Raw genomic sequence first — 22,737 nt, 5'->3', positions numbered from 1 at the left:
AATACCGTTTCCCGTGAGAGGTGTGAACCGGTTGTCATGGATGTTTTAGCGACTACGCCGCCGGGCGATGCGTTTTTGCAACGCTGCTACGGCATCTTTGATTTTGACAATACCGAGTGCATCCAGTGCACCGCCATAAATGGCGGCTCCGAGTACGACGAGGAACGCCATTACGATCACGCGTAAGAGGCCGTGTTGGTAGATGACATACGGGGCGAGAAGTTTTTGTCCTGCGGCAACCCAGAGAGCCATGAGAAGCGCCGCCCCAAAGGTTCGGGTTGCGTGTTTGATGAGGGCAGCATCTGGCTGGAAGACTTCACGCCGGTGGAGGATGAAGGCCAAGCAGAGCACGTTAACAATGGCAGCGAGGGTGCTGGCGAGTGGTGGCCCAAGATACCCGAGCGGGTGGAACAGTGCGAGGTTTAGCCCCAGATTTAAGGCTAGTGTGAAGAAGCCAATGCGGACGGGGGTTTTCGTATCGCCATGGGCGAAAAAGCCGGGGGATAGGACCTTAATGAGAATAAAAGCTGGCAGGCCCGCAGCATAAGCGCGCAGACATTCGGCAGCGAGGAGGGCATCTTGCGTGGAGAAGTGCCCATAAGCGAAGAGCCCGGTCATGAGGATCGGGGCGAGGGCGATAAGCCCTGCGGTGGCAGGAAGTGTAAGCAATAATGCGTAATTGAGGGCGCGGTTTAAGCTGGCGCGCCCACCTGCTGCGTCGTTCGTGGCGGCGTGTTTGGAGAGGACCGGCATGAGTGTTGTGGCTGCCGCAGCTCCCAAAACGCCGAGCGGCAGTTGGTTTAGTCGATCAGCCGCGTACAGAATGGATACGCCCCCGACGGGGAGTTTCGTGGCGATGATGGTATCGACCGTGAGGTTGATTTGCGTCACGCCGGAGCCGAGTAATCCCGGTCCCATGCGCCGGAGCATTTGGCGAATATCGGGGGAGAGTGTTGGGCGTAAAAGGAACGGTAGAATACCGGCACGTTTGGTCGCCCAGAGTAAGGCGCCAAGTTGCACGGCCCCTGAAATGGTGACGCCCCATGCTGAGGCGAAGACCACATCATGCCAGCCCCAATAGCCAATATAGGTTGAGGCAATGCCGATAACGTTAAAGGCCAGATAGGCTGCTGAAGCTGCACTGTAATAGCCGCGCCCGTTCAAAATCCCGGCGACGAGTGCGGCGGCGCAGATGAGCACCATGTAGGGGAAGGTGATGCGTGTCAGAGCGACCGCGAGGGAGAAGCGATCTCCGCCGGGTTGAAAATCGGATGTGAGGGAGATGACGATGGGGGTGAAGATTTCACAGATCACCGTCAGAATAACGAGCCATGCGACCAGCGCTGAAAGGGCCTGACTTGCAAAGCGTAGGGCTTTGTCATGGCCTTCTGTTTCGTATTTTCCCGTAAACATGGGCACGAACGCGGCGTTGAGCGCGCCTTCACCGAAGAGGCGGCGGAACATATTGGGCAGGCGCAGAGCCACCAAATATGCATCAAGCGCCGGGCCTGCGCCCAAGAAATTATACAGCAGCTGGTCACGGATGAGGCCGAGAACCCGCGAAAGCATGGTCCAGCCGCCGACAGTCAGAAAATTACGAATCATGGAATCGTCTTTAGCTTAACAAGCGGTCAGACGATACCGAGGGAATCGGGTGAAGTTTGGATTAGTGGCGTGTGTACTGGGGGCGGTGCACGCGCTGTTGTGGCGCGAGGCGCATGGACGAAAGCGTGCCGAGGCTAACAACCAAGAGTGCGACTTGCGCTATGCTCATGACACTGGCCCAGAATGTGCCGGATGCTGAGAGAAAGTGGTCAACATTGTGGGCCACGACCGGGCAGAGCGCTCCGAGCGCTGCGACGAGCAGCAGGGGGAGGAGGGGTTTGAGCGTAGCGCTCTGCGAAGGGGCGGTCATGGGGTGCTCCATGTCATTCAACTGTCATGAAGCTGGCGTGTTTCGATACGATCCGTCAAGGAAAAAGCGTTTTGGAGGCTTTATGTGCCGCTGGTACATGAGAGTAAAAGGCGCTGTACGGCATTTTCAACGCGCTGTCCTTCGGGTTTGGTGAGGGGGGTGTACCATTTGTACAGATGCCCTTGGGGGGTGATTAGATATTTGTAAAAATTCCAGCGCGGAATAGACAGCACGCCACCCTCACTGCGGAGCCATTGGAAAAGGGGAATCGCTTCTGGGCCACGCACATCAGCTTTCGCAGCCATAGGAAAGCTTACGCCATAATTGCGGTGGCAGAACGCACCAATCTCTTCGGACGAGCCGGGTTCTTGGTTGCCAAATTGGTTAGAGGGGATGCCGATAATGGCCAGTCCGTTATCGCGGTCTCGCCCGTAGAGGGACCATAGATGTTGTAAGCCTTCATATTGTGGAGTGAAGCCACATTTCGAGGCCGTGTTGACGATGAGAAGAGGGCGGCCGCGATAAGCGGATAAATCAATCATGCCGCCTTCGAGAGCGGGAATGCTGAAGTCATAAATGCTGGGCATGGTTCCTCCTCAGATTATGGGCTGAGTGTAGTCTTCTCGAGCGGAGATGACGAGAGGGCTGGACATCTGGCGCGTCTGCGAACAGTTTCGCCATGTTTTGAATGTGAAAGGGAAGTCCCCGCTGTGTCAGAAGCCCTTGTGTCTTGCCTTCGCGCTGTGGTGGCGATTGTCGCGCTGTTAGTCGTGGGAGTTTTATGCTCCACCAACCGGCGGGCGATTGATTGGCGTTTTGTGATTAAGGCGTTGATCATGCAGGCGATTTTGGGCTTTTTGATCCTTTGGAGCCCGCCGGGAGCGGCCTTTTTACGTCATTTATCGGATGCGGTGGGGTGGATTCTGTCCTTTGGGGGGGCGGGGAGTGCCTTCTTGTTTGGCGGCCTCGTTGGACCAAAGATGGATGATCTTTTCGGCGGGGGAGCGTTTGTTTTTGCTCTGCGTGTGTTGCCGCAGATTGTCTATGTTGCGGCATTACTGGCGCTGTTGGAGCATTATGGCGTTTTGCGCCTCCTTGCTCGTGGGATTGGTGGTGTTGTTTCAAAAATTCTGGGTACGACCGCGATGGAAGGTTTCTCTGCGGTTTTGACCATTTTTTTGGGCCAGACCGAGATGCCTGTGGCGTTGCAGCATACGCTGGACCGTTTGCCGCGCCGTGTTTTGGCGACGGTGCTGTGTAGTGGGACGGCGTCTGTCGCGGGGTCTGTTTTGGCCGGCTATGCCTCATTAGGGGTGCCGATGACGGACCTCTTGGCGGCATCTGTGATGGCTATTCCGGGTGGGCTGCTGTTCTCACGCATTTTGTTCCCCGGTGAGCGGGAGGATGCGGCGGCTTTGGAGCATATGGTGCGCCGTCATGGTACGGTCTTCGAGGCTTTGGCGGATGGCGCGATGAATGGCGTGCGGATTGCTGTGGCGGTGGGGGCTGTGCTGGTCGCCTTTGTGGGCTTGATTGCGCTGGTGGATGGTCTTTTGGGGAGTATGGGCCTGACATTGACGCGGATACTTGGTGTGGTTTTAGCGCCGGTTGTTTGGTTGATGGGGGTTCCTTGGCATGAGGCCGTGACGGCGGGCGGGCTGTTTGGTCAGAAGATCGTGTTCAATGAGTTTGTCGCTTATGCGAGCCTTTCCCCGATGATCCATGCGCATGCGCTCTCGACGCATACGGTAACGATTTTGTCGTTTGCGCTCTGTGGTTTTGCGAATTTATCGACGATTGGTATTTTGATTGGGGCGTTTGGCAGTGCTGCGCCAGAGCGACGGAGTGATGTTGCTGTATTGGCTGGGCGTGCTGTGATTGCGGGTACGCTGTCGAACGCTATGAGTGCTGTAATTGCGGGGTTATTGGTGTGATGTGGGGTGGTTATTCTTAAGTGTTGATATATTAAGTATATTATATAAATTAAGGTAATAGATTGATTGTGGCGTATTTGATTGAATATATTGTTACTGACCTTGGATAGCGATTTGCGGAAGGGGGAGCAGAAGACGTGGCCCCTTCCATTTGTCTTTACGCTTTACTGCTGGAATCGTGGAAAGTCGCCGTGTTCTGGAGGGCATAAGTTAAATTTTGTCGGTCTTGTTGGGGTAGTGGCAGAATAGGTAAAGGCGGCTGGGCATTTGTGAAGCCCAAAATATTGGCGGCAGCATACGCGACTTTCAGGCTGCCATGCTCTTGAAATAACGCCCAGATGGGGGCGAGATAGCGTTGGTATTGCTCTACATTGCGGGTGTTTCCAGCCTGAGCGGTAGTTGTCAGCGCTAAGGCGATGTGCGGTAGAAAACCGCCTAAAACGCTGAACCAGCCATCGGCACCGGCAAGTAAAGCTTCGGGAGCGAGCCAGTCGCGGCTGTATCCGATGGTAAGTCGTCCCGTAGCGTTCTGTTTTAGATGCGCGAGTTCCTGAGCGATGTTTTCTTTTGTAGGGGTGGGCATTTTGAGCGCTGCGATAGTGGGGATATCGGCGAGGCGCTCTAGAAGGGTGTGCTGGAACGTGAAATGTGTTGTGCCGGGGTTGTTGTAAACGCAAAGCGGTAGAGATGTCGTTTTAGCAACAGCGGCATAGTGTTGGTACACTTCCTCTTCAGTCAGAGGGGCGTAAGACATTGGGGCCAATAATAGGCCATCAGCGCCTTCTTCGGCGGCATCACGCGCAAGATTCTGTGCATCATCGGTGCGTAAGGCGCCGATCCCGACGATGAGAGGCGTTCTACCTTTTAGTATTGTGGCGGCAGCATGTACGGCGCGGCGGCGCTCTGTTCGGTTTAAATAAGCGTAGCCTCCGGTACTGCCGAGTAACCCGATGGAGTGGACGCCGTGAGAGGAAAGGTGGGCTGAGAGGCGTGAAACGCCATCAGTATCGACAATGCCCTGTTCGTTGGTTGGTGTGATGGGAAAGGCTGAGAGGCCGTTAAAAATAGACATGGTAAACCCTATATTTTGATCAAAATGCTGCGCTCATAAGAGCCGATTTTATGTTTTTATGTGTGTGGACGGCATCTTTCGCGCGCGATGGGTAGGACGTGGTCGCGCGTGAGTGGTGCGAGGGGGAAAGCCTCGGCTTCATCCGGTGTGAGCCAAAGTGCAGTATCAATTTCCGCGGCGACGGTTACGGATGCCGGGATGCGTAGAAAAAAGAGTGCGGCCTCAATGATTGTTTCTGCCTCATTCGCGGCGATGGCGGTAAAAGTGCCGAGAGGTTCCGGCTGAGTTTCAGAGATGTTTAGCCCTAATTCCTCGTTTAACTCCCGGCAGAGTGCTTGCACGGCACTCTCTGACGGTTCAATTTTCCCACCAGCTTGCATGAACCATGGTGTTCCAGTTTTGCGGACGAGAAGCAGGCGCCCATTACCATCGTCTAAGATGGCGGATGCGATGTGGAGTATCCGTTTTTCTGGAAGGCTCATGTGCGTGTGCTTTGGGTATGGGGTGTTAGCGCGGATGAATGACAACCATCGCCTGTGTGGTGGTCAGTTCGATGATGTGTTCCGGACGTTCTGCGAAGAAGTCTTGAAATGCCTTCGCAACGCCGGGGATGATGGAATAATCATGTGTGAGAATGATGCCACCTGAGACCATGCGCGGGTAGAAAAAGGCGAGGGCATCGCGGGTGGCGTCATGCAAATCAACGTCGAGATGGACGAAGGCGAAGCGATGATCTTCTAACCCTGCTATTGTGCTGGGGAAAAAGCCTTTGTGGAATGAGAGGCCGTTATAGTGGCGCAGCGCGTGTTGTACGGCGGGGAGTGAGCCTGTGAACTGACCTTCTTGGAAGACCTTACGTTCTGCGGCATGCGTGCCTTCGGGGAGGCCTTCAAACGTATCAAAAAGATGGAGATGTTTGTTCTTTTTTACGCTGGCGATTAGGGCGGCGGAGGCGCCACGATACACGCCGAATTCTGCGAAATCACCGGGTAGTGCGGTTTGGGCGTGCGCGATTTCATGCAGGGTAAAGGCTTCGTCCGTACTGAGCAAAGAATGTGCTGTGCGGGCGCATTGGGCGAGGCGCTTGAGGGTGCGGGGGGATTTATGGCCTTTGAGCAGGGCCATTTGGAGGCGGTTTTGTACGCCGAAGGTCAGAGCGCGGGCGATGCGGTTTCCACCCAAGAAGCGACGCATTGTTTCGTTTCTCATCCACATGCGTAAAAGACCTTCGGCTATTTCAAAGTTAGGTTATTCGACAGTGGGCGGGCGGTCTAGTAGGAGCGTGCGGGCTTGATCCGGTGTGATCTCGCCGGAGAGTAGTTGGGCTACGGTATCAATAATAGGCGTTGCTACGCCCAGCTTTGCGGCTTGCTCGCGCAGTGTGGGGGCGGTGAGCACGCCTTCTGCAACGGTGGTGCGGGCGGCGAGGATGCGTGAGAGCTTAAAGCCTGTGCCAAGTTCTAGCCCGAGGGAATAGTTACGAGAGCCGCGCCCGGTGCAGGTGAGGATGAGGTCTCCCATGCCAGAAAGGCCGGTCAGCGTTGAAGCGCGCCCGCCCATAGCTTCAGCCAAGCGACCAATTTCGACGACGGCGCGTGTGATGAGGGCCGCGCGGGCATTTTCGCCTAAGCCTGCGCCGATGGTAATGCCGGCACCAATGGCAATGACGTTTTTGGTGGCTCCAGCGAGTTGCACGCCGGTGACATCATCACTGGCATAGAGGCGGAAGGTCGGGGTGCTTAGCAGGGCGACGAGGTTTTGGGCGAGTGTGAAGTCTGCGCAGGCTAAGGTAGCGGCTGCGGGGAGGTCCTGTGCGACTTCGATGGCGAAATTTGGCCCTGATAGGACGCCGCTTGGGCGGCTCGGCATGGTTTGCGCCAAAACATCAAGGGGGAGGAGGCCTGTGGTGGCTTCCATACCCTTGCAGCATGTGATGACGGGAATGCCGGGGGCGAGTACTTTTTCCAGCTTTTCTGAGATATGGCGGCTGGCTTGAACGGGTGTGACGAGCAGCACGACATCTGCCGTGTGCGGGAAGTCGTTCGTGAGGGTAATGTTGTCTGGAACGGAAATATCCGGCAGGCGGGGAAGGTTGCGCGTGTCTTTTGGGACGGGGCCGCGCATCCAGAGGGTGACGTCGGCATCATTGCGAGCAGCTGCACAGGCAAGCGCGATGCCCCATGCCCCAGCACCTATGACGGCGATATGTGGGCGGGTGTGCGTTGCGTTTGGCGCGGTCATGATTATTCCTCCGTCAGCCGTTCGATCCGGACATCAATAGCGGGGTTACCCGCTGTGGTGAGGTGTTGGGCGAGTGCATCAAGAATGGTGCGTGCTTCAGCCTCAAACCCATATGGCGCATTCGCCACGAGGAAGCCACAGCCATTCAGTTGTGATGGGTCAAGAGGTGGGCGCAGCAGGAACTCACAGGTGATGAGATCGGGGATTTTGGCGTCTTTTAAGCTGTTGTAAAAAGCGTGGATAGGCGTGCGGTGTTTGATAGGGAACCACACAGCGACAATGCCTGCACGGAAGTGGTTGCGGACATAAGAGATCGCCTCGGCGCAGCGTGTGAAATCATCCGGCTTTTCAAAGGGTGGGTCAATCAGGACCAAGCCACGGCGGACATCTTTGGGCGGTAAGAGTGCGCGGAGGGCCTCGTAACCATCGCGGTGATGGACGGAGACATTTGGCAGGCCCCGAAAGCGGCGGCGTAGGGGTTTGACGTCTTCCGGGTGGAGTTCGCAGGCCATGAGGTGGTCTTGCGGGCGCAAAACATGCTGCGTGAAGGCGGGGGAACCGGGGTAGAGGCCGAGAGCTTCGACCGCGCTTTGATATTCGGCCAGGGCGGGAATGTCTTGTCCGAGGAGGCGCGCTATACCGTCATGCCATTCCCCAGTTTTTTCGGCTTCAATGCCTTGGAGGTCGTAATGACCGAGGCCCGCATGGGTATCGAGGACGCAGAACCCGGTTTGCTTCTTGCCTAAGGCGCGCAGCAAAGACAGGAGCAGGGCGTGCTTCATGCAGTCGGCGAAGTTTCCGGCATGGTAGGCGTGGCGGTAGTTCACGGTATATCCAGCAGTATCTAAGAGTTTTACGGTATTCTATTTTATGAATTATGGCCTGTTATCATAAATTCCTTCACCATTAATGATGATGCGGCCATTAACGCCATTGAGACTGGCATTGCGGGCATTGGTGGTGGAAAGGTTATTCATGTAGCTGTTTAAATTATAAGGTGTTGTCTGCTCAATAGAGAAGACTTCAGGGCGGATAATGACGTTGTCAAACACGTCATTAAAGGCGCAGGAAGCACAGAACTGTATGCCGCTGTGATGCTTTCCAGCTATGACATTTTGAAAAATGATGTTGCCGACGCTGGGAGTAAAGTCGAGCGCATCTGATTTGGTATCTCCTTCGGCACCTCCAACCTCAATACCGAAAAAGAAAAATTTGTCATTCTCTCCTTTGTTATTATCGGAAATGATATTTCTTCCAAGAAGATTATAATAAGATGTCCGGACCATTTTTATGCCGCTGCCGTAATTTTCTAAAACATTATTGTTGGCAACAATATTGAAGGCTGCATTGTCAATTGAAATGCCAGGTAATTTTGCGCGTGCCGATAAGTCATCCATACGTCCAAATTGTGCGACAAAATCTAATGATAATTCATCGTCGCTTTGCCCCCAACGCTGCCCATTTCGATGAATGTCATTTTGGTAGATAATATTTCCAATTGAACCATTATCTAAACATATACCTTCTTTGGCGTTGTTGGTAACTTTATTATTATAAATGTATGTATTTGTGGCTCCGTCAAGATATATGCCGTTTGCTTTATTATGATTTATTGAGTTGTTTATAATAAATACGTTATTTGAAGGGTTGTTGAAAGATAATACCGATGCATCGGGTGCGAATTGATAAAGAGTATGGCCATTATTGAGTGTAATTGGCGTTAGTAGAAAGTTGGGTCCGTCAATATTTTCATAGCGTGTGCGTGCGGTGACGAGGATGCCAGCCTGCTGGTTTGATCCACCAGTGCCATTAGAAACGGAGTTTCCTGAAATTAAAATATTAGAATTACCACTTAATACAGCTATGCCTGATGCATGTGATTCTGAAATGGTATTGTTAATAATAGAAATTCCGGTATTTTTATTGTTAATTAGTATAGAATATCCGTCAATTTTTTGAAAATTTATATTTTCAAGTGATACGCTATTTGAATTATTTATTTTAATTCCATCTGATTCTATGAAATATCCACCGCCAACATGAATGTTTTTACCACTTATAATAATGGCGGGAGTGTTTTTTGGGGCTGAACCGTCAATGTGAGTTTTGTCGAACGTCAGATCAAGATTGTTTGTTTTTATTATTATACTTTCGTCTAATAATATATTTTTTGACTCAATGATTATGTGTGTATTTTCAGTTATTAACTTATTAATTTCGGATGATTTTGTTCCTTTAAAAATGACCTGTTTTTTGATTGGAGTGGGGAGTGTTTCGCTAATATCGGTGTAATTTTTGTCGGCGAGTTTTAGTGTGCTTTCAAGATTGATATTTAATTTATTAGCACGCTGAATGACTTGTGTTTTTTTGGTTATGCTGTGCGTGGGGGTGTTGGGCGCTGTTTTTAGCGGTGGGAGCGCGGCAGTAGTAACTTCATTATAAAGTGGTGAGTGGAGAGGCGTGTCGTTTGCTACTGCGTTTGCGCTGATGAGGGTTGCAATAAGCGAAGGCGTCAAAAGAAAATATTTAAGCATGAGAAGCTCTCTCGATGTTGTTTTGGTGTGATGAAGCGGCGCGTTCGGATAATGGCCAGCGTGGGCGGGCGGCGAGGGTGATGTCGTCCGGGCGCTCACCGGCATTGAGGCGTTCGAGCGCGGCCCATCCAACCATGGTGGCGTTATCAGTGCAGAGGCGTAGAGGTGGCGCTAAGAAGGGCAGGTCATGATCTGCAGCAATATTTTCGAGGGTACTACGCAGCAGGGTGTTTGCGGCAACGCCGCCGGCAACCACGATGGCGGTAGCGTTTGGTAAGGCTTGGATAGCATGGCGGGTACGGTCTGCCATGACATCAGCAACAGCACGTTGGAAGCTTGCCGCAATATCGGCAGCGATTTGTCGAGGGAGGGCACCTTGCCCATGAGGGGCAATCAGGCGGCTGACGGCTGTTTTGAGGCCAGAAAAGGAGAAGTCACAGCCGTCACGGCCCATGAGGGGACGCGGTAGGGCATAGGCTTTATCGTTGCCTTCTAGGGCGAGGCGCTCAAGCGCGGGGCCGCCCGGCCAGCCCAGGCCTAGCATTTTGGCGACCTTATCGAAGGCTTCTCCTGCTGCATCATCAATCGTGCCGCCGAGTTTCTCGTAATGCCCGACACCATGAACGGCCACGCATTGGCAGTGCCCGCCGGAGACAAGAAGGGTCAAATAAGGGAAGGCGGGTGGTGTGGGGAGGGATGGAAGACGTGCGGTAAGAATGTGTGCTTCGATATGATTGACCGCGATGAAAGGGCGCTTCAAGGCCATGGCGAGGCCTTTTGCGTAAGAACTGCCGACGATCAATCCGCCAATCAAACCGGGCCCCGTTGACGCAGCAAAGGCGCCAATATCATGCAAGGTTAGCCCCGCTTTTTGGAGAGTGATCTGCACGATGCCGGGCAGGGCATCTAAATGTGCACGGGCTGCGATTTCCGGCACGACGCCACCAAGTGCCGCGTGGTCCATTTGTGACAGTACGCTCTCAGCGAGGATGTCCCCATTGGGGGCAAGGATCGCGCAAGCGGTATCATCACAAGAGGATTCAATAGCAAGGAGTGGTGCTACGAGGTGGGATTGATCGGTCATACCTTTTACTATGCTAAATACAGTCATCATGACAGTGTCGTCAGGATCGTTTATGGCTGCTTGTCATGAATGTCACGCTCCTTCCTTCCGATGCACTGCTCCGGGTTGCGGCTGAAGCTGCTCGTCGCTCCCATGGCCTTAGTGGGTCCTCTCGTCGTACGCTCCCTCTTCGTGTGGGGACGCGTGCTTCTCCATTGGCTTTGGTGCAAACGCGGCACTTTTTGAATCGGTTGAGTCATTTTTGTCCGGTCTTGCGTGATTTGGAGGCTTTTCAGGAGCACCAAATTAGTACCGAGGGAGATCGGAATTTAACGCAACGTTTGGCAGAAATTGGCGGAAAAGGCTTGTTCGCCAAAGAAATTCATGAGGCGTTGCAGGCAGGGCATATTGATTTTGCCGTGCATAGTTTGAAGGATTTGGAGACACATCTTCCGGATGATTTGGTGTTGGCGTGTACCATGACACGTGAAGATGCGCGGGACGTGATTATTCGGCGTGATCGTTCGGTAGAGGTTGATCCGAATGATCCATTTGCAGCTCTGCCTGAAGGGGCTGTAGTCGGCTGTGCGTCTGTGCGGCGGCAAGCGCAGATGCTGGCACGGCGGCCTGATCTCCGATTCTGTCTGCTCCGTGGGAATGTTCAGACTCGTTTGGCGAAGCTTGCGGATGGTGCGTGCGATGCGACTTTGCTGGCCTTGGCGGGGTTGCGGCGCCTTGGTTTGGAAGATCGGGCTGATATTATTTTGGAGCCAGAGCATATGCTGCCGGCATCGGGCCAAGGAATTGTTGGCGTGACGGTGCGGCGCAGTGATGAAGAACTGCGTGAATTGCTTGGTGCGATTGAGGACCTCGAAGCGCGTTGGGTGTCCACGGCGGAGCGTGCGCTTTTGGATGTGTTGGATGGCTCATGCCGGACGCCGATTGGTGGGTATGCGCGGATCGAGAACAATGAATTGTATTTGCGCGGTTTGGTTGCCAGCGAAGACGGCTCTTTCATTTTGCATCGTGAGTTGCGTGGCGCACCACATGACGCCGCCGCGATTGGCCGTGAAGTGGGTGCAATGTTGAAGAGAGACACGCCTGCGGATATTTTTGCTGAAATGACGCGCGATTGAGCGTGATACGACGGTATCGCTCTGCTGTTGTTGTGACGCGGCCTGAACCGGGTTTAAGTGAAACGGTTCAGGCGGTTGAGAAACGCAATTGGCGTGCCGTGGCCTCTCCCATGCTGAATATTCAGGGGATGGGGGTGCTGCCGGTTGAAAAAGCGCGGGCATTATTAGTGACAAGCGGACAGGCTTTGCCGGCTTTATCCGAATGGCCGCGTACGCAAGCAATACTTGCAGTGGGTGAAAAGACGGCTTTACGCGCGCGCGCTATGGGCTTTGAGGATGTTGCTGAGGCCGGGGGGGATGCTGACTCGTTAGAGCATTATTGCCGGGGGAACGGGCTAATGGGCACCGATATCGTGCTGGTTACGGGGCGCGGTTATGGTGTGGCTCTGGCGCAATCTCTCGGTGCGGTGCGGCGTGAGGTTTATGATGTGCAGCTTGTTGACGCTATAACGCCGGGTACGGTTCAGGTTCTTCAGGCGGACTGTGCTGAGGCGGTATTATTTTATTCAGGACGCACTGTGGAAGCATTTTGTCGGGCTATGCCGGACGCATTATACGCGCGCTTAAAAGGCGTAAGAGCTTTATGTTTTTCTCAGGCTATTGCGGAACGTGTGCCGGCAGAAGATTGGAAAACAGTCGAATATGGAGACCCGCTGGCCCTATTGGGCAAACGGGTGGTCTCGGGAGGGTAGGCCCTCCCGAGGGGAAGCTTAGGCTTCGCCAGCTGGTTCTGGGAACTGCTGCGCGCGCTTTGCTTGCCACAGAGCAACAAAGTCGATCGGTTGCAGAACAACTGGTGGGAAACCACCGTCACGGGTGACATCGCTGATGATGCTGCGTGCGTATGGGAAGATCAGGCGCGGCACTTCAACCAGCAACAGTGGCTCAACAACTTCTTGCTGAACATTGCCGAGGGTGACGATGGCTGCGTAGGTCAGCTCTGCAATGAAAACAGTGCGGCCTGGCTTGTCGCCTTCTTTTTCCGGAGCTTCTGTTGCTTCTGCGCGAACAGCGAGAGCGACTTCGAAAACAGGTTGTTCTTCTTCCAGGCGGTTAACCTGAACGTCAATGTTTACACCGATTTGTGGTGCGCTGCGCAAAGATGCAAAAATTGCAGCGCCTGCTGGAACTTCGAAAGACAGGTCTTTCGTGTATTGCAGGTTAACGGCCAATGGCAGAGGTGCTGGTGTACCTTCTGCGTTTTGGGTGTTGGTATTAGCAGTCGAATTTTCGGACATAAATGATCTCCGGTGCTGCCCATGGGCAACAATCAATGAAATAATTGCGACCTCATGGCGGTAGCATGATGTGCTCCTATCGCCAAGCCGTTCCACGGAAACGTCACGGGTTCTATGACAAATGGTTGAGTTGTGGACCGTCTCAACCTATCTAATGGGAAGTTTTTTTGTGATCCCGTTCATTTGTGAAGCTTAAGCCTGCATGTCTTCTGACACTTTTCATTTTCCGAGTTTTCTGACGAGCCAAGGTGGCTATTCTCTTCCTTGGGATGTCATTGTTCTTGCTGTGATTGCCGCGGCGTTGGCTTTTCGCCTCTATCGTATTTTGGGGCGGCGTGTGGGGCTGCAGGGTGTAAAGCAAGCGATGCCTAGGCCTGTGGCTGCGTCGGCAGGGGCTGAACGCGCGGTCCCGCCGCCTTTGCCTGAAGGGGCGAGTGCCGGAAGTGGGGCGCAGCCTGTGCGCGCGCGTCAGGATATTCCAGCACCTGCGACGCGGGTGGGTGGCGTTCTAGTAGATATTGTGAAGGCGCGTTCGGGCTTTAACCCACAGGAGTTTTTGCAAGGGGTTGAAGCGAGCTTTCGTAAGGTGGTGTTGGCCTATGCTCAAGGTGATCGCACGGCATTAGCTGCGGTGATGACAGATGAGGTGGCGCAGGTTTTTGATGGCGCTATTGCGGCTCGTGAAGCAGCGCAGCAGACGCAGCGCAGCGAAGTGCGTGGTGTGGATGTGTTGTCTATTCAGGACGCGGCTATCGTGAGCGTTGAGAATGTGCCTGTAGCGCGGATTGAAGTTGGTATTGTCTCACGGCAGATTAATGCTCTGCTGGGGGCAGATGGGCAGCCAGTTGTCGGTACGGAAGCGGTGACGGAATTTCATGATCTATGGCTGTTTGAGACGCATTTGGGCAGTGATGATACGCGCTGGCGTCTCGCGGCTTCTCGTCCTGCATAATATGCGCCGCATGATGCGGGGGGGGATGGCACGGGCCGTAGCGCTGGGGGTTGCGGCCTCTATGTTTGCGGGGTTTGTGCAGGGTCTCGCTTGGGCAAAACCACTGCATGCTGCGCATTATACGGCTCTTCCTGGCTGGCGCTCGGAGACGGTTTCGGTAGTTTTGCCGGTTTTGCGGGCGGAGTGTCGGCGCATTGGGCAATTGCCGCCTGAAACTCTTTTGGGGGGCGCAGCGAAGCTCCCGGCTGGGCGCTATGCTGGAGACTGGGGAGCTGCGTGCGCGGCCTTGCAAAATATTGCGGTGACGAGCCCCGCTGTGGCGCGGCATTTTGTGGAAGCGTGGTTCCGGCCTTATCTGTTGACAGAGCAAGGTGAGATTACGGGGTATTTCCAGCCTGTTTTTGAAGCATCGTTACAGCCGGGGGGCGTTTATAGGACGCCGCTTTATGCACATCCTTCTGACTTGGTGAGTGTGTCCGGTACAGATGGCGCACCGATCTCTGGCCGCTGGCAAGATGGGCGTGTGGTGCCGTATTATGATCGGGCGCAGATTGATCATGGCGCTTTGAATGGGCGTGGTTTGGAAGTGGCATGGCTGAAAAGCCCGGTGGATCGTTTTTTCTTGCAGGTTCAAGGCTCAGGGGTGCTGGTGCTGCCGGATGGGCGGCGCGTGGCTGTGGGGTATGATGGACGTAATGGGCAACCCTATGTTCCGCTTGGGCGGGAAATGGTGCGTGATGGCCTTTTAGCGAGTGGCACGGTCAGCATGGAAAGTATTCGTGCGTGGCTGGAGACACACCCTGCGCAAGCATCTGCGCTGATGGAGCGTAACCCAAATTATGTCTTTTTTCATTTGGATGGTGAGGCCAGCGCGGTGGGGCCTAAAGGGGCATTTGGGGTGCCTTTGATGCCGTGGCGCTCTGTTGCTGTGGACCGTTCTGTGGTGCCGTTTGGGGTGCCGCTTTGGGTACAGACGACCTTGCCACTTGCAAATAGCATGTCAGAGAAATGGCAGCATTTGGTTTTTGCTCAAGATGTAGGCACGGATATTCGCGGGGTAGGGCGGTTGGATCTCTTTGCGGGTTCGGGTGAGCAAGCCGCTTATGTGGCGGGGCATTTGCATGCGGTTGGTCGGGTGACGGTTTTATTGCCGCGTTCTGTTCCGGCTGGGGGGGCAGCTCAATGATACGAAGCCGTAGGGAGCGTCTGGGGACGCATACGTTGATTCGTGGTGATTGCACGACTGTGCTGCGACGTATGCCTGCGCAAAGTGTTGATGTTATTGTAACATCGCCGCCGTATAATTTGGGTATTGATTACCGCAGTTATCAGGACCGCTTGCCGGAAGAGTGTTATCTGGAGTGGATGATCGAAATTTGCGCGAGTTTGAAGCGCGTTTTGAAGGATGGCGGGTCGTTCTTTCTGAACATGTCGGGTTCATCATCACAGCCGTGGTTGCCGTTTGAGCTGTTGGTGAGGCTACGTGAATTATTTGTACTGCAAAATCATATTACGTGGATTAAATCGGTTTCTGTCGGGGAGAAAACGCACGGGCATTTTAAGCCTCTGAATTCCCATCGTTTCGTGAACCGTAATCATGAGCATGTTTTTCATTTAACAAAAACGGGGGATGTGCCGGTCTCGCGTTTGGCGGCGGGGGTGCCGTTTACAGATAAAAGTAATATTCATCGCCGTCGGCATGCGGTTGATCGGCGTTGCCGAGGGGATACGTGGTTCATCCCGTATGAGACGGTCCGCAGTCAGAAAGAAAAATTTAGCCACCCGGGTACATTTCCCGTTGCATTGCCTGAGGCATGTTTGCGTCTGCATGGTGCGGGAGAGGGGGATGTGCTTTTAGACCCGTTTATGGGGGTTGGCACGAGCTTGATTGCAGCGGAGCGGCAGGGCTTGCAGGGGATCGGGATTGATATGGATACACGTTATGTGAATCTGGCCCGAAAACGCCTGCGCGCGTTTTTAGATGATGGCTCAATTGATGAAGTCGTTTCGGAACTGAGTGAGGCTGATCACGTTTGATCGGCAGGGCCTGTTTTTCTGACAGGTTCAATCGCTTGGACATTTGTGACTGTCTTGCTCATTTTGAGCCTATCTACCGCTACATGGAGTGAGTGCAGTGCGGCAAAGCACAATTATACGAGGCATTGCAGCCCTCGCAGCCCTTGGTGTTGCCACTTGGGGTGGAACTGTCACGTATCTTGAGCATTTTGACCATGCTGGGGCACCAAAGCTGCCAGCAGGAAGTCTGACGCTGCACGATCCTGTTTCTATGGCAGCATTCTCAGCGTTCCAAGAAGTACGCTGTGATTATTGCCATACGAAGGGGGCGGATCTGCCGTTCTACTTCAAATTGCCTTTGGCTAATCAGATCATGAGCCATGATTTGACGGAAGGGCAATTGCACTTCAATTTTGCGCCGATTATTGCAGATTTCCAGCAAGGTAAGCCGCCGACCATTGAGCAGCTTTCACGTATTGAGGAAGTGATTTCTCAAAACCGGATGCCGCCAAAAGTGTATCTGACGATGCACCCGCACGCATATCTGGATGAAAAGCAACGTAACGATATTCTGACATGGGTGCGTGAGCAGCGTGCACGCTATTATGCGAGCGCGGATGTGGCACCGGCTTTCCGTGGGGAAGTGGTGCAGCCGATTCCAGAGGTTGCTTCGGTAGATTGGAAGAAAGCAGCGCTTGGCCGGACGCTGTATTTTGATAAGCATTTGTCGGGTGATGGCACGCTGAATTGTGCAAGCTGCCATGGCTTGAACAAGGGTGGTGTTGATAATCTTGTGACGTCTACTGGTATTCATGGGCAGAAGGGACCGATCAACGCGCCGTCTGTTTATGATGCGACGTTTAACATGGCGCAGTTCTGGGATGGCCGTGCGAAGGATCTGGCTGGACAGGCTGCTGGCCCTGTGACGAACCCGAAGGAAATGGGGGCGCATAACTGGGATGAGGCGGCGGCACATGTTCGTGATGAACCGGGCATGGCCGAACAGTTTAATGCTGTGTATGGGCCGGATAGCACGATCAGCAAAGACACTGTGACGGATGCGATCGCGGAATACGAAAAGACGTTGATCACGCCCGATAGTCGTTTTGATCAATATCTGAAGGGTGCTTCTGGCGCGATTACGGCGCAAGAAAAGCGTGGTTATGAGCGCTTTAAGGAAATCGGTTGCTCAGGGTGCCATAGTGGTGTGGCCATGGGTGGTGATGCGTATGAAGTGATGGGCCTTGAAGGGCCATACTTTGCGGATCGTCATACGGCACTGACGGCTGCCGATGATGGGCGTATTGGGGTGACGAAGAACCCGAACGACGAACATCGTTTTAAGGTTCCGAACCTGCGTAACGTCGCGTTGACTGGCCCGTGGTTCCATGATGGCTCGGCTAAGACGCTGGAAGATGCTGTGCGGATGATGGCGAAGTATCAAACGCCAGATCATGATATTTCTGATCAGGATGTGAATGATATTACTGCCTTCTTGAAGACGTTGACCGGTAAGTATCAGGGCGTTCCGCTGGATCAGGTTCCGGAGCAGCCGGAGCTGAAACCCGCAGGGCAAGCTGCGAATTAACGACACCTTGCGCGTTTAGAGACGGAAAATGGTCTTGGGAGGGTTCTCTCAAGGCCATTTTTGTATTTCGGGCGTTGTTTGATCTGTGCTCTGCTTTTAACAGTGAGGCATCTTCATGGTGCGGTGCTGTGAGGGTGGGCGATGTTGAGGATTGTGGAGCGTATGGCGAAGCGACGGAATGTGCGGGAAGAGGAGGCAACGTTGTGGCGTTTGGTCATGCGCGATGTTGTGCCCTTGCATTCTGATGCATCACGTACGGAGCATGAGACAGAACAGGACGGTGCCGCCCCCCCCACGGAGCCGCAAAAGGCCGTGGCACCGGTTCAAAAAACACGTGTGAAAACGAAGGTGAAGCGTCGGGTTGTTGTGGCACCAAGTCCGACGTCTGTGCCGGTGCCGGCTGTTTCGTCAGAACAAGCGGCTTATCGGGTGGACGTACCGGAGCCCAGCTTTGCAGACATGATGGCACGTTCGATCCGGCGTTTGCCGAAAGTTGGTGCTTTGAAGGTTGGTGTTCGGGCCCCGGGTTTGGATAATACAAGCTGGAAGCGCCTGACGCGGGGTACGTTGCGCGTAGAGGCAAAGTTAGATTTGCATGGTTATATTGTGCAGGATGCTTTTGAGCGTTTGCTTGATTTTTTGCAGCGCGCTCGGACACAGAATTTAAAGTGTATTGAAGTGGTGACGGGGCTGGGTAGCGGAGAGCAAAGTGGTGCTATCCGCCGGGAGTTACCATTGTGGCTACAGCGGGCAGATATACGCGGCATGATTTTGGCTGTCGTGCATACGCATAAGGCAAACCAAGGTGCTGTCCGTATTCTTTTGAAGACGCGTCGTTAAGAACGCTTCAGGCTGTTGTGCAGTATGTGCGTATTATCATGAAGGAGTGCCCTCTATTGTAGGGGACAAAATCATTGAATTGCTATGCACTGGCGGGGACCACACAGTTAGCCTGTTGTATGGTCGGGGGAAAAAGCAGCTTAGAGACGTGTCTCTTGCCCAAGGCGCCAGCGTGGCGTGTTCATAGCGATCCAGCGGCGTAGGGCGAGTTGAGATTCAGGCGTTGGACGAATGCGTGAGAAGAAGGGCGCAGCGTTGTCTTCTGTCTCCAAGCTAAAGTGATAGGTTTCAGCCCAGTGGCGGATGCTGTCATCATCCGAGGCATCCGCGCAGGCATTTTTCCAACGTTCTACCAGTGGGGGTGGAGTGAGCATGGGGAGGGCAACGGCAAAAGGTGTGCAAACCCCGGCAGAGACCGCTTGCCAAGCGGAAAATAGTTGCCCCTCAGGAGGGCGGCGGCGCATTTGCTCGCTGATTTCGAGGAAATTGGGAATATCGTTGAGCGGTGTGCCGGAGAGGTCACCGGTATGATAGAGGGGGGCGACACCTTCGGGGAGGTTCTTGAGTGTTTCCAATAGTGGTGCATCACCACGTGTTGGTAGGATCTGCACGGCGTCAACAAGGCCATTATGGAGCGCTTGGAGAGCATCTTGTGCTGTGGCGAAGCCGGGTACGGGTGTAGGGTGCAAATCCAGCAATGTGAGGCCGAGCAGTGCGCTTAATTCATTGCCTGTGGGGTGTGAGACCGCGAGTTTGAGGGAGCGGCCGTGGAAAAAGCTCCGCAGACGATGTGCAAAATTTTGGTGGGTATCTGTCCGCGTTACGACGACGGAAGCTGTGTGAGCCACGAGGAGCGGAATCCAGCGTGTGAAATCATAATGCGTGCGTGGGTCGCCGGTTTGTGCAGCGATAAAAGCACTTCCGGGGACAACGAGGGCAGTTTGACCATCTGCCGCGACGTTACTGTCAAACTCATTTGCGACTTTGACGCCATCCAAGCCGATATCGGGAGAGAGTTGGATTGGGAGGTTAAGGCCTAACCCGTGGCTAAGGGCATTGGTGGCGAGTTCGCCAAATTGTCCGGGGATAGAGTGTAATGTGCCGCCAATCAGCAATTGTGCGTTTGGAAGGGCGGTAGACGGTGCCGCGCGTAGTAACTGTGGGGTACAGCTCAAGCCCGCTAAGGCCGAAGTGATAAAACGACGGCGTGAGAACGGACGGTGCCCTTGAAGGGGCTGTGTCTTTGGCAACATGGGCGCGGCGTTTTTTATCACGGCCAGCGTACTTCCGGCGGCATGCTCATCAGAATAGCCTCTGTGTTTCCGCCTGTTTTGATGCCGAATAATGTACCACGATCATGCAGGAGGTTGAACTCTACGTAGCGGCCACGGCGGATGAGTTGTGCTTCACGATCTGCGTCATTCCAGCGTGTATACATACGGCGGCGTACAATGGCGGGGTAGGCATCGTGAAAGGCCATGCCGACCTCTTGTGTAAAGCGGAAGTCTGCGTCGAGGTTACCTGTCGAGTGTTGGTCGTAGAAAATACCGCCTAAGCCGCGTGGTTCGTTGCGGTGGGGAAGGTGGAAGTAGCGGTCACACCATTCTTTGAATTTCGGATAATATTCGGGGTCGTGTTTGTCACACGCGGTTTGGAACATTTTGTGGAAATAATCCGCGTCGCTGCGTGCGGTTTGGCTTTGTGGGAACATGGGGGTGATGTCCCCGCCACCGCCGAACCAGCCTTTCGTCGTGACGATCATACGGGTGTTAAAGTGTGCGGCGCTTACATGGGGGTTGCATGGATGGGCAACGAGAGAAACGCCAGTGGCAAAGAAACGTGGGTCTTCTGAGGCACCGGGGATATTTTTGCGGAACTCGGGAGAAAATTCGCCCCATACGGTGGAGACATTTACGCCGACTTTTTCAAAAACGCGACCGCGCATGACGGACATCACACCGCCACCACCTTCTTCACGCGTCCAAGCGGTGCGGGTGAAGCGACCGGGGGCGCTGGCATTTTTGAGGATTTGTGTGTCTCCCGCGGCGGCTTCGTCTTCGAGTGCTTCGTAGGAGGCGCAAATCCGATCACGTAGGGTTTCGAACCATGCACGTGCTTGGTCTTTAAGTGCATCATGTGGCACATCGGCGCGCTGTGATGGGCTGAAAGCGGCGGTAGTCTGATCCATGTTCCGTTTCCCTATCCCCGTGGGATGAGATGACCTTGACCCGAGACGTCCTAGCAGAATGAACGGGCGACGAATAGCGTGCGCTGCACCGATGGAGCGGAGGTATAGTCTCTACTCTCTACGGCAAAAGCATGGCGCTGTGTGTGCTAACATGGTGTTAAGCATCTTTTCGAGAGTTGATGAATATCAATCAAGGCTTGCGGAACAGTTGATGCTGTGGTCCTCAATACGGATATTTTTGTAGCTGAAGGATAATGGGATGTCTGAAGTTCAGCCGGTAATCGGCGTGATTGGTGGTTCTGGCCTGTATGATATCGACGGGTTGGAGAATAAAGAGTGGCGTCGGGTTGAAAGCCCTTGGGGTGAGACGTCTGATGAGCTTTTGTTCGGGACGTTAGATGGCGTTCAGTGCGTTTTCTTGCCGCGTCATGGTCGTGGTCATCCAATCCCGCCATCACGTTTGAACTTCCGCGCGAATATTGATGCGCTGAAGCGTGCGGGTGTGACGGATATTTTGTCACTTTCGGCTGTTGGTTCTTTGAAAGAGGAACTGGAGCCGGGGCGTTTTGTGCTGGTTGACCAGTTTATTGACCGTAGCTTTGCGCGTGAAAAGAGTTTCTTTGAAACGGGCTGTGTTGCGCATGTGGGCATGGCTGACCCAGTTTCACATCGTTTGCTGGATGCGCTGGAGAAGGCTGCAACAGATCTCTCTATTCCGGTGACGCGTGGCGGCACGTATATCGTGATGGAGGGGCCGCAATTCTCAACACGTGCAGAGAGTGAGCTATACCGTTCATGGGGTTGTTCGGTGGTTGGTATGACCAATATGCCGGAAGCGAAGCTCGCCCGTGAAGCGGAGATGAACTACGCGACGGTTGCGATGGTGACCGATTTTGACTGCTGGCACACGGATCATGATAGCGTCACTGTGGAAGCGGTTGTGAAGGTGATGCAGGGTAATGCTGCGAATGCACGCCGCTTGGTGAAGGCTGTTATTCCTGAATTGGGTAAAAAGCGCCCAGTTGATCTGACAGCAGAGCGTGCGTTGGATTTTGCGTTGATTACGGCACCTGAAAAGCGTGACCCGGCTCTGGTGGCGAAGCTGGATGCTGTGGCAGGGCGTGTTTTGAAGAAGTAATGGGTGTGTCTTTGGGCGGTGTGATGCCGCCCAAAGACAGTGTTTAAAAGAGCATTAGAACTCTTGTTTGGTTGGGCGCAGAACGATTTCGTTGATGTCCACGTCATCAGGTTGCGCAATGGCGTATGCAATGGCGCGCGCTACTGAATCGGATGGGATGGCAATTTGATAGAACGCTTCGACGTTCTTGCGGCTTTCAGCGTCACCACTGCCGGATTTGAGTTCTGAGTCTACAGCGCCCGGTTCGATGGATGTGACGCGGAAGGCGCCGCCAGATTCTTGGCGTAGACCATCACTGATAGCGCGTACGGCGAATTTTGTACCAGAATAGACTGTGCCGCCGGGTGCAAAGACTTTGATGCCAGCAACGGATGAGAGGTTGATGATGTGACCGCTCTGCTGCTTGGTGAAGATCGGTAATGCTGCAGCGATGCCGTAGAGAACGCCTTTGATATTAATATCAATCATGCGGTCCCATTCATCGACCAATGTGTTGGCCATAGGGGCAATGGCCATGAGGCCAGCATTATTGATGATAACATCTAATTTTCCGAAGTCTGCAACGACGCTATCGACTGTCGTTTGCACGGCTTCGCGGCTTGTGACGTCTAGAGTATATGCGCGTGCGTCAAAGCCTTGTGCCGTGAGGTCACTGACAATGGCATCCAGCTTGTCGCGGCGGCGTGCTGCGAGAGCGACGCGTGCGCCAAGCTGTGCAAGGTGACGGGCGGTCGCTTCGCCAAGGCCGCTGCTGCCGCCGGTGATGAGGACGACTTTTCCAGCAATATTATCCATGGTGAATACACTCTTTCTGATAAGGCTTATGTGGGTTCCAGTAAGGTAGGTGGTGCGGGTGAGTGGAACCTGCAAGCTGGGGCGGTA

General features: G+C 53.9%; 23 protein-coding genes. 9 read left to right on the top strand and 14 right to left on the bottom strand.

Going from position 1 to position 22,737, the window contains the following annotated elements; genetic code table 11:
* Nucleotides 1–45: 45 nt before the first annotated feature.
* The 3 genes from murJ to KB213_RS07685 all read right to left on the bottom strand — a co-directional run bounded on the left by murJ (nt 46) and on the right by KB213_RS07685 (nt 2,502).
* Nucleotides 46–1,605, bottom strand: a complete 1,560-nt coding sequence (gene murJ, locus KB213_RS07695) for a murein biosynthesis integral membrane protein MurJ (protein ID WP_211681871.1) — start codon at nt 1,603–1,605, stop codon at nt 46–48.
* 61 nt (nt 1,606–1,666) lie between these two features.
* Nucleotides 1,667–1,915, bottom strand: a complete 249-nt coding sequence (locus tag KB213_RS07690) for a hypothetical protein (RefSeq protein WP_211681869.1) — start codon at nt 1,913–1,915, stop codon at nt 1,667–1,669.
* 80 nt (nt 1,916–1,995) lie between these two features.
* Nucleotides 1,996–2,502 carry a glutathione peroxidase gene (locus tag KB213_RS07685; protein WP_211681867.1) on the bottom strand — a complete coding sequence of 169 codons (507 nt, stop codon included), beginning with the start codon at nt 2,500–2,502 and terminating at the stop codon, nt 1,996–1,998.
* A gap of 123 nt (nt 2,503–2,625) precedes the next feature.
* On the opposite strand from KB213_RS07685, the gene KB213_RS07680 reads away from it, so the two are divergent.
* The gene (locus tag KB213_RS07680) at nt 2,626–3,849 is read left to right on the top strand and encodes a NupC/NupG family nucleoside CNT transporter (protein WP_346266685.1); all 1,224 of its coding nucleotides are present in this window, start codon (nt 2,626–2,628) and stop codon (nt 3,847–3,849) included.
* Between the two features lie 157 nt (nt 3,850–4,006).
* On the opposite strand, the gene KB213_RS07675 is transcribed toward KB213_RS07680, so the two are convergent.
* Genes KB213_RS07675 through tsaD form a run of 7 tightly spaced genes read right to left on the bottom strand, consistent with a single transcriptional unit; the run spans nt 4,007 to nt 10,780 of the window.
* Nucleotides 4,007–4,921 carry a dihydrodipicolinate synthase family protein gene (locus KB213_RS07675; protein ID WP_211681865.1) on the bottom strand — a complete coding sequence of 305 codons (915 nt, stop codon included), beginning with the start codon at nt 4,919–4,921 and terminating at the stop codon, nt 4,007–4,009.
* Between the two features lie 56 nt (nt 4,922–4,977).
* Entirely contained in the window at nt 4,978–5,403 is a 426-nt protein-coding gene (locus tag KB213_RS07670) for an NUDIX hydrolase (protein ID WP_211681863.1), read from the bottom strand.
* Between the two features lie 25 nt (nt 5,404–5,428).
* On the bottom strand, nt 5,429–6,115 hold the full coding sequence (locus tag KB213_RS07665; protein WP_211681861.1) for a TylF/MycF/NovP-related O-methyltransferase: 687 nt from the start codon (nt 6,113–6,115) through the stop codon (nt 5,429–5,431).
* A 54-nt stretch (nt 6,116–6,169) separates the two neighbouring features.
* Nucleotides 6,170–7,162, bottom strand: coding sequence for an NAD(P)H-dependent glycerol-3-phosphate dehydrogenase (locus tag KB213_RS07660; protein WP_211681859.1), 993 nt, complete (start codon nt 7,160–7,162; stop codon nt 6,170–6,172).
* Nucleotides 7,163–7,164: 2 nt separating this feature from the next.
* Complete coding sequence (locus KB213_RS07655) at nt 7,165–7,989, bottom strand: 23S rRNA (adenine(2030)-N(6))-methyltransferase RlmJ (protein WP_211681857.1); 825 nt, start codon at nt 7,987–7,989, stop codon at nt 7,165–7,167.
* A 48-nt stretch (nt 7,990–8,037) separates the two neighbouring features.
* On the bottom strand, nt 8,038–9,696 hold the full coding sequence (locus KB213_RS07650) for a right-handed parallel beta-helix repeat-containing protein (RefSeq protein ID WP_211681855.1): 1,659 nt from the start codon (nt 9,694–9,696) through the stop codon (nt 8,038–8,040).
* On the bottom strand, nt 9,689–10,780 hold the full coding sequence (gene tsaD, locus KB213_RS07645) for a tRNA (adenosine(37)-N6)-threonylcarbamoyltransferase complex transferase subunit TsaD (RefSeq protein ID WP_249110357.1): 1,092 nt from the start codon (nt 10,778–10,780) through the stop codon (nt 9,689–9,691). Before tsaD ends, KB213_RS07650 begins: the two co-directional genes overlap by 8 nt.
* 65 nt (nt 10,781–10,845) lie before the next feature.
* Between tsaD and hemC the strand changes: the two genes are divergently transcribed.
* Nucleotides 10,846–11,895, top strand: coding sequence for a hydroxymethylbilane synthase (gene hemC, locus KB213_RS07640; RefSeq protein WP_211681853.1), 1,050 nt, complete (start codon nt 10,846–10,848; stop codon nt 11,893–11,895).
* Nucleotides 11,896–11,897: 2 nt separating this feature from the next.
* Nucleotides 11,898–12,587, top strand: a complete 690-nt coding sequence (locus KB213_RS07635) for a uroporphyrinogen-III synthase (RefSeq protein ID WP_346266688.1) — start codon at nt 11,898–11,900, stop codon at nt 12,585–12,587.
* Between the two features lie 18 nt (nt 12,588–12,605).
* Here the strand turns inward: KB213_RS07635 and secB are convergent, their stop codons facing one another.
* Complete coding sequence (secB, locus tag KB213_RS07630) at nt 12,606–13,133, bottom strand: protein-export chaperone SecB (protein ID WP_211681849.1); 528 nt, start codon at nt 13,131–13,133, stop codon at nt 12,606–12,608.
* Between the two features lie 202 nt (nt 13,134–13,335).
* Here secB and KB213_RS07625 point away from each other — a divergent pair, with 202 nt between their 5' ends.
* The 5 genes from KB213_RS07625 to KB213_RS07605 all read left to right on the top strand — a co-directional run bounded on the left by KB213_RS07625 (nt 13,336) and on the right by KB213_RS07605 (nt 18,529).
* Nucleotides 13,336–14,085 (top strand): Tim44/TimA family putative adaptor protein, encoded by a 750-nt coding sequence (locus KB213_RS07625; RefSeq protein WP_211681847.1) that lies wholly within the window; start codon nt 13,336–13,338, stop codon nt 14,083–14,085.
* On the top strand, nt 14,045–15,271 hold the full coding sequence (gene mltA / locus KB213_RS07620) for a murein transglycosylase A (RefSeq protein ID WP_249110371.1): 1,227 nt from the start codon (nt 14,045–14,047) through the stop codon (nt 15,269–15,271). The genes KB213_RS07625 and mltA overlap by 41 nt, the downstream gene beginning before the upstream one ends.
* Nucleotides 15,268–16,122 (top strand): DNA-methyltransferase, encoded by an 855-nt coding sequence (locus KB213_RS07615; protein WP_211681845.1) that lies wholly within the window; start codon nt 15,268–15,270, stop codon nt 16,120–16,122. The genes mltA and KB213_RS07615 overlap by 4 nt, the downstream gene beginning before the upstream one ends.
* Before the next feature lie 97 nt (nt 16,123–16,219).
* Complete coding sequence (locus KB213_RS07610) at nt 16,220–17,689, top strand: cytochrome c peroxidase (protein WP_211681843.1); 1,470 nt, start codon at nt 16,220–16,222, stop codon at nt 17,687–17,689.
* A gap of 141 nt (nt 17,690–17,830) precedes the next feature.
* Complete coding sequence (locus KB213_RS07605) at nt 17,831–18,529, top strand: Smr/MutS family protein (protein ID WP_249110356.1); 699 nt, start codon at nt 17,831–17,833, stop codon at nt 18,527–18,529.
* A gap of 140 nt (nt 18,530–18,669) precedes the next feature.
* On the opposite strand, the gene KB213_RS07600 is transcribed toward KB213_RS07605, so the two are convergent.
* Nucleotides 18,670–19,782 (bottom strand): hypothetical protein, encoded by a 1,113-nt coding sequence (locus KB213_RS07600; protein WP_211681841.1) that lies wholly within the window; start codon nt 19,780–19,782, stop codon nt 18,670–18,672.
* Between the two features lie 17 nt (nt 19,783–19,799).
* Nucleotides 19,800–20,717: an oxygen-dependent coproporphyrinogen oxidase gene (hemF, locus tag KB213_RS07595; protein ID WP_211681839.1), complete on the bottom strand. Its 918-nt coding sequence runs from the start codon at nt 20,715–20,717 to the stop codon at nt 19,800–19,802.
* Nucleotides 20,718–20,976: 259 nt separating this feature from the next.
* On the opposite strand from hemF, the gene KB213_RS07590 reads away from it, so the two are divergent.
* Nucleotides 20,977–21,855 (top strand): S-methyl-5'-thioadenosine phosphorylase, encoded by an 879-nt coding sequence (locus KB213_RS07590; protein WP_211681836.1) that lies wholly within the window; start codon nt 20,977–20,979, stop codon nt 21,853–21,855.
* 54 nt (nt 21,856–21,909) lie between these two features.
* Here the strand turns inward: KB213_RS07590 and KB213_RS07585 are convergent, their stop codons facing one another.
* Complete coding sequence (locus tag KB213_RS07585; RefSeq protein WP_211681834.1) at nt 21,910–22,650, bottom strand: SDR family oxidoreductase; 741 nt, start codon at nt 22,648–22,650, stop codon at nt 21,910–21,912.
* Nucleotides 22,651–22,737 lie beyond the last annotated feature (87 nt).

It is taken from the genome of Neokomagataea anthophila (assembly GCF_018122595.1).
Classification (GTDB): Bacteria; Pseudomonadota; Alphaproteobacteria; order Acetobacterales; family Acetobacteraceae; genus Gluconobacter; species Gluconobacter anthophilus.
Note: the sequence above shows the minus strand (reverse complement) of the source record. Positions and strands in the feature narration are given on the sequence as shown.

Coding starts and splice junctions, on each gene's coding strand:
- murJ (WP_211681871.1), bottom strand. CDS start 1,605: ATGATTCGTAATTTTCTGACTGTCGGCGGCTGGACCATGCTTTCGCGG.
- KB213_RS07690 (WP_211681869.1), bottom strand. CDS start 1,915: ATGACCGCCCCTTCGCAGAGCGCTACGCTCAAACCCCTCCTCCCCCTG.
- KB213_RS07685 (WP_211681867.1), bottom strand. CDS start 2,502: ATGCCCAGCATTTATGACTTCAGCATTCCCGCTCTCGAAGGCGGCATG.
- KB213_RS07675 (WP_211681865.1), bottom strand. CDS start 4,921: ATGTCTATTTTTAACGGCCTCTCAGCCTTTCCCATCACACCAACCAAC.
- KB213_RS07670 (WP_211681863.1), bottom strand. CDS start 5,403: ATGAGCCTTCCAGAAAAACGGATACTCCACATCGCATCCGCCATCTTA.
- KB213_RS07665 (WP_211681861.1), bottom strand. CDS start 6,115: ATGCGTCGCTTCTTGGGTGGAAACCGCATCGCCCGCGCTCTGACCTTC.
- KB213_RS07660 (WP_211681859.1), bottom strand. CDS start 7,162: ATGACCGCGCCAAACGCAACGCACACCCGCCCACATATCGCCGTCATA.
- KB213_RS07650 (WP_211681855.1), bottom strand. CDS start 9,696: ATGCTTAAATATTTTCTTTTGACGCCTTCGCTTATTGCAACCCTCATC.
- tsaD (WP_249110357.1), bottom strand. CDS start 10,780: ATGACCGATCAATCCCACCTCGTAGCACCACTCCTTGCTATTGAATCC.
- hemC (WP_211681853.1), top strand. CDS start 10,846: ATGAATGTCACGCTCCTTCCTTCCGATGCACTGCTCCGGGTTGCGGCT.
- secB (WP_211681849.1), bottom strand. CDS start 13,133: ATGTCCGAAAATTCGACTGCTAATACCAACACCCAAAACGCAGAAGGT.
- KB213_RS07625 (WP_211681847.1), top strand. CDS start 13,336: ATGTCTTCTGACACTTTTCATTTTCCGAGTTTTCTGACGAGCCAAGGT.
- mltA (WP_249110371.1), top strand. CDS start 14,045: ATGATACGCGCTGGCGTCTCGCGGCTTCTCGTCCTGCATAATATGCGC.
- KB213_RS07615 (WP_211681845.1), top strand. CDS start 15,268: ATGATACGAAGCCGTAGGGAGCGTCTGGGGACGCATACGTTGATTCGT.
- KB213_RS07605 (WP_249110356.1), top strand. CDS start 17,831: ATGTTGAGGATTGTGGAGCGTATGGCGAAGCGACGGAATGTGCGGGAA.
- KB213_RS07600 (WP_211681841.1), bottom strand. CDS start 19,782: ATGTTGCCAAAGACACAGCCCCTTCAAGGGCACCGTCCGTTCTCACGC.
- hemF (WP_211681839.1), bottom strand. CDS start 20,717: ATGGATCAGACTACCGCCGCTTTCAGCCCATCACAGCGCGCCGATGTG.
- KB213_RS07590 (WP_211681836.1), top strand. CDS start 20,977: ATGTCTGAAGTTCAGCCGGTAATCGGCGTGATTGGTGGTTCTGGCCTG.
- KB213_RS07585 (WP_211681834.1), bottom strand. CDS start 22,650: ATGGATAATATTGCTGGAAAAGTCGTCCTCATCACCGGCGGCAGCAGC.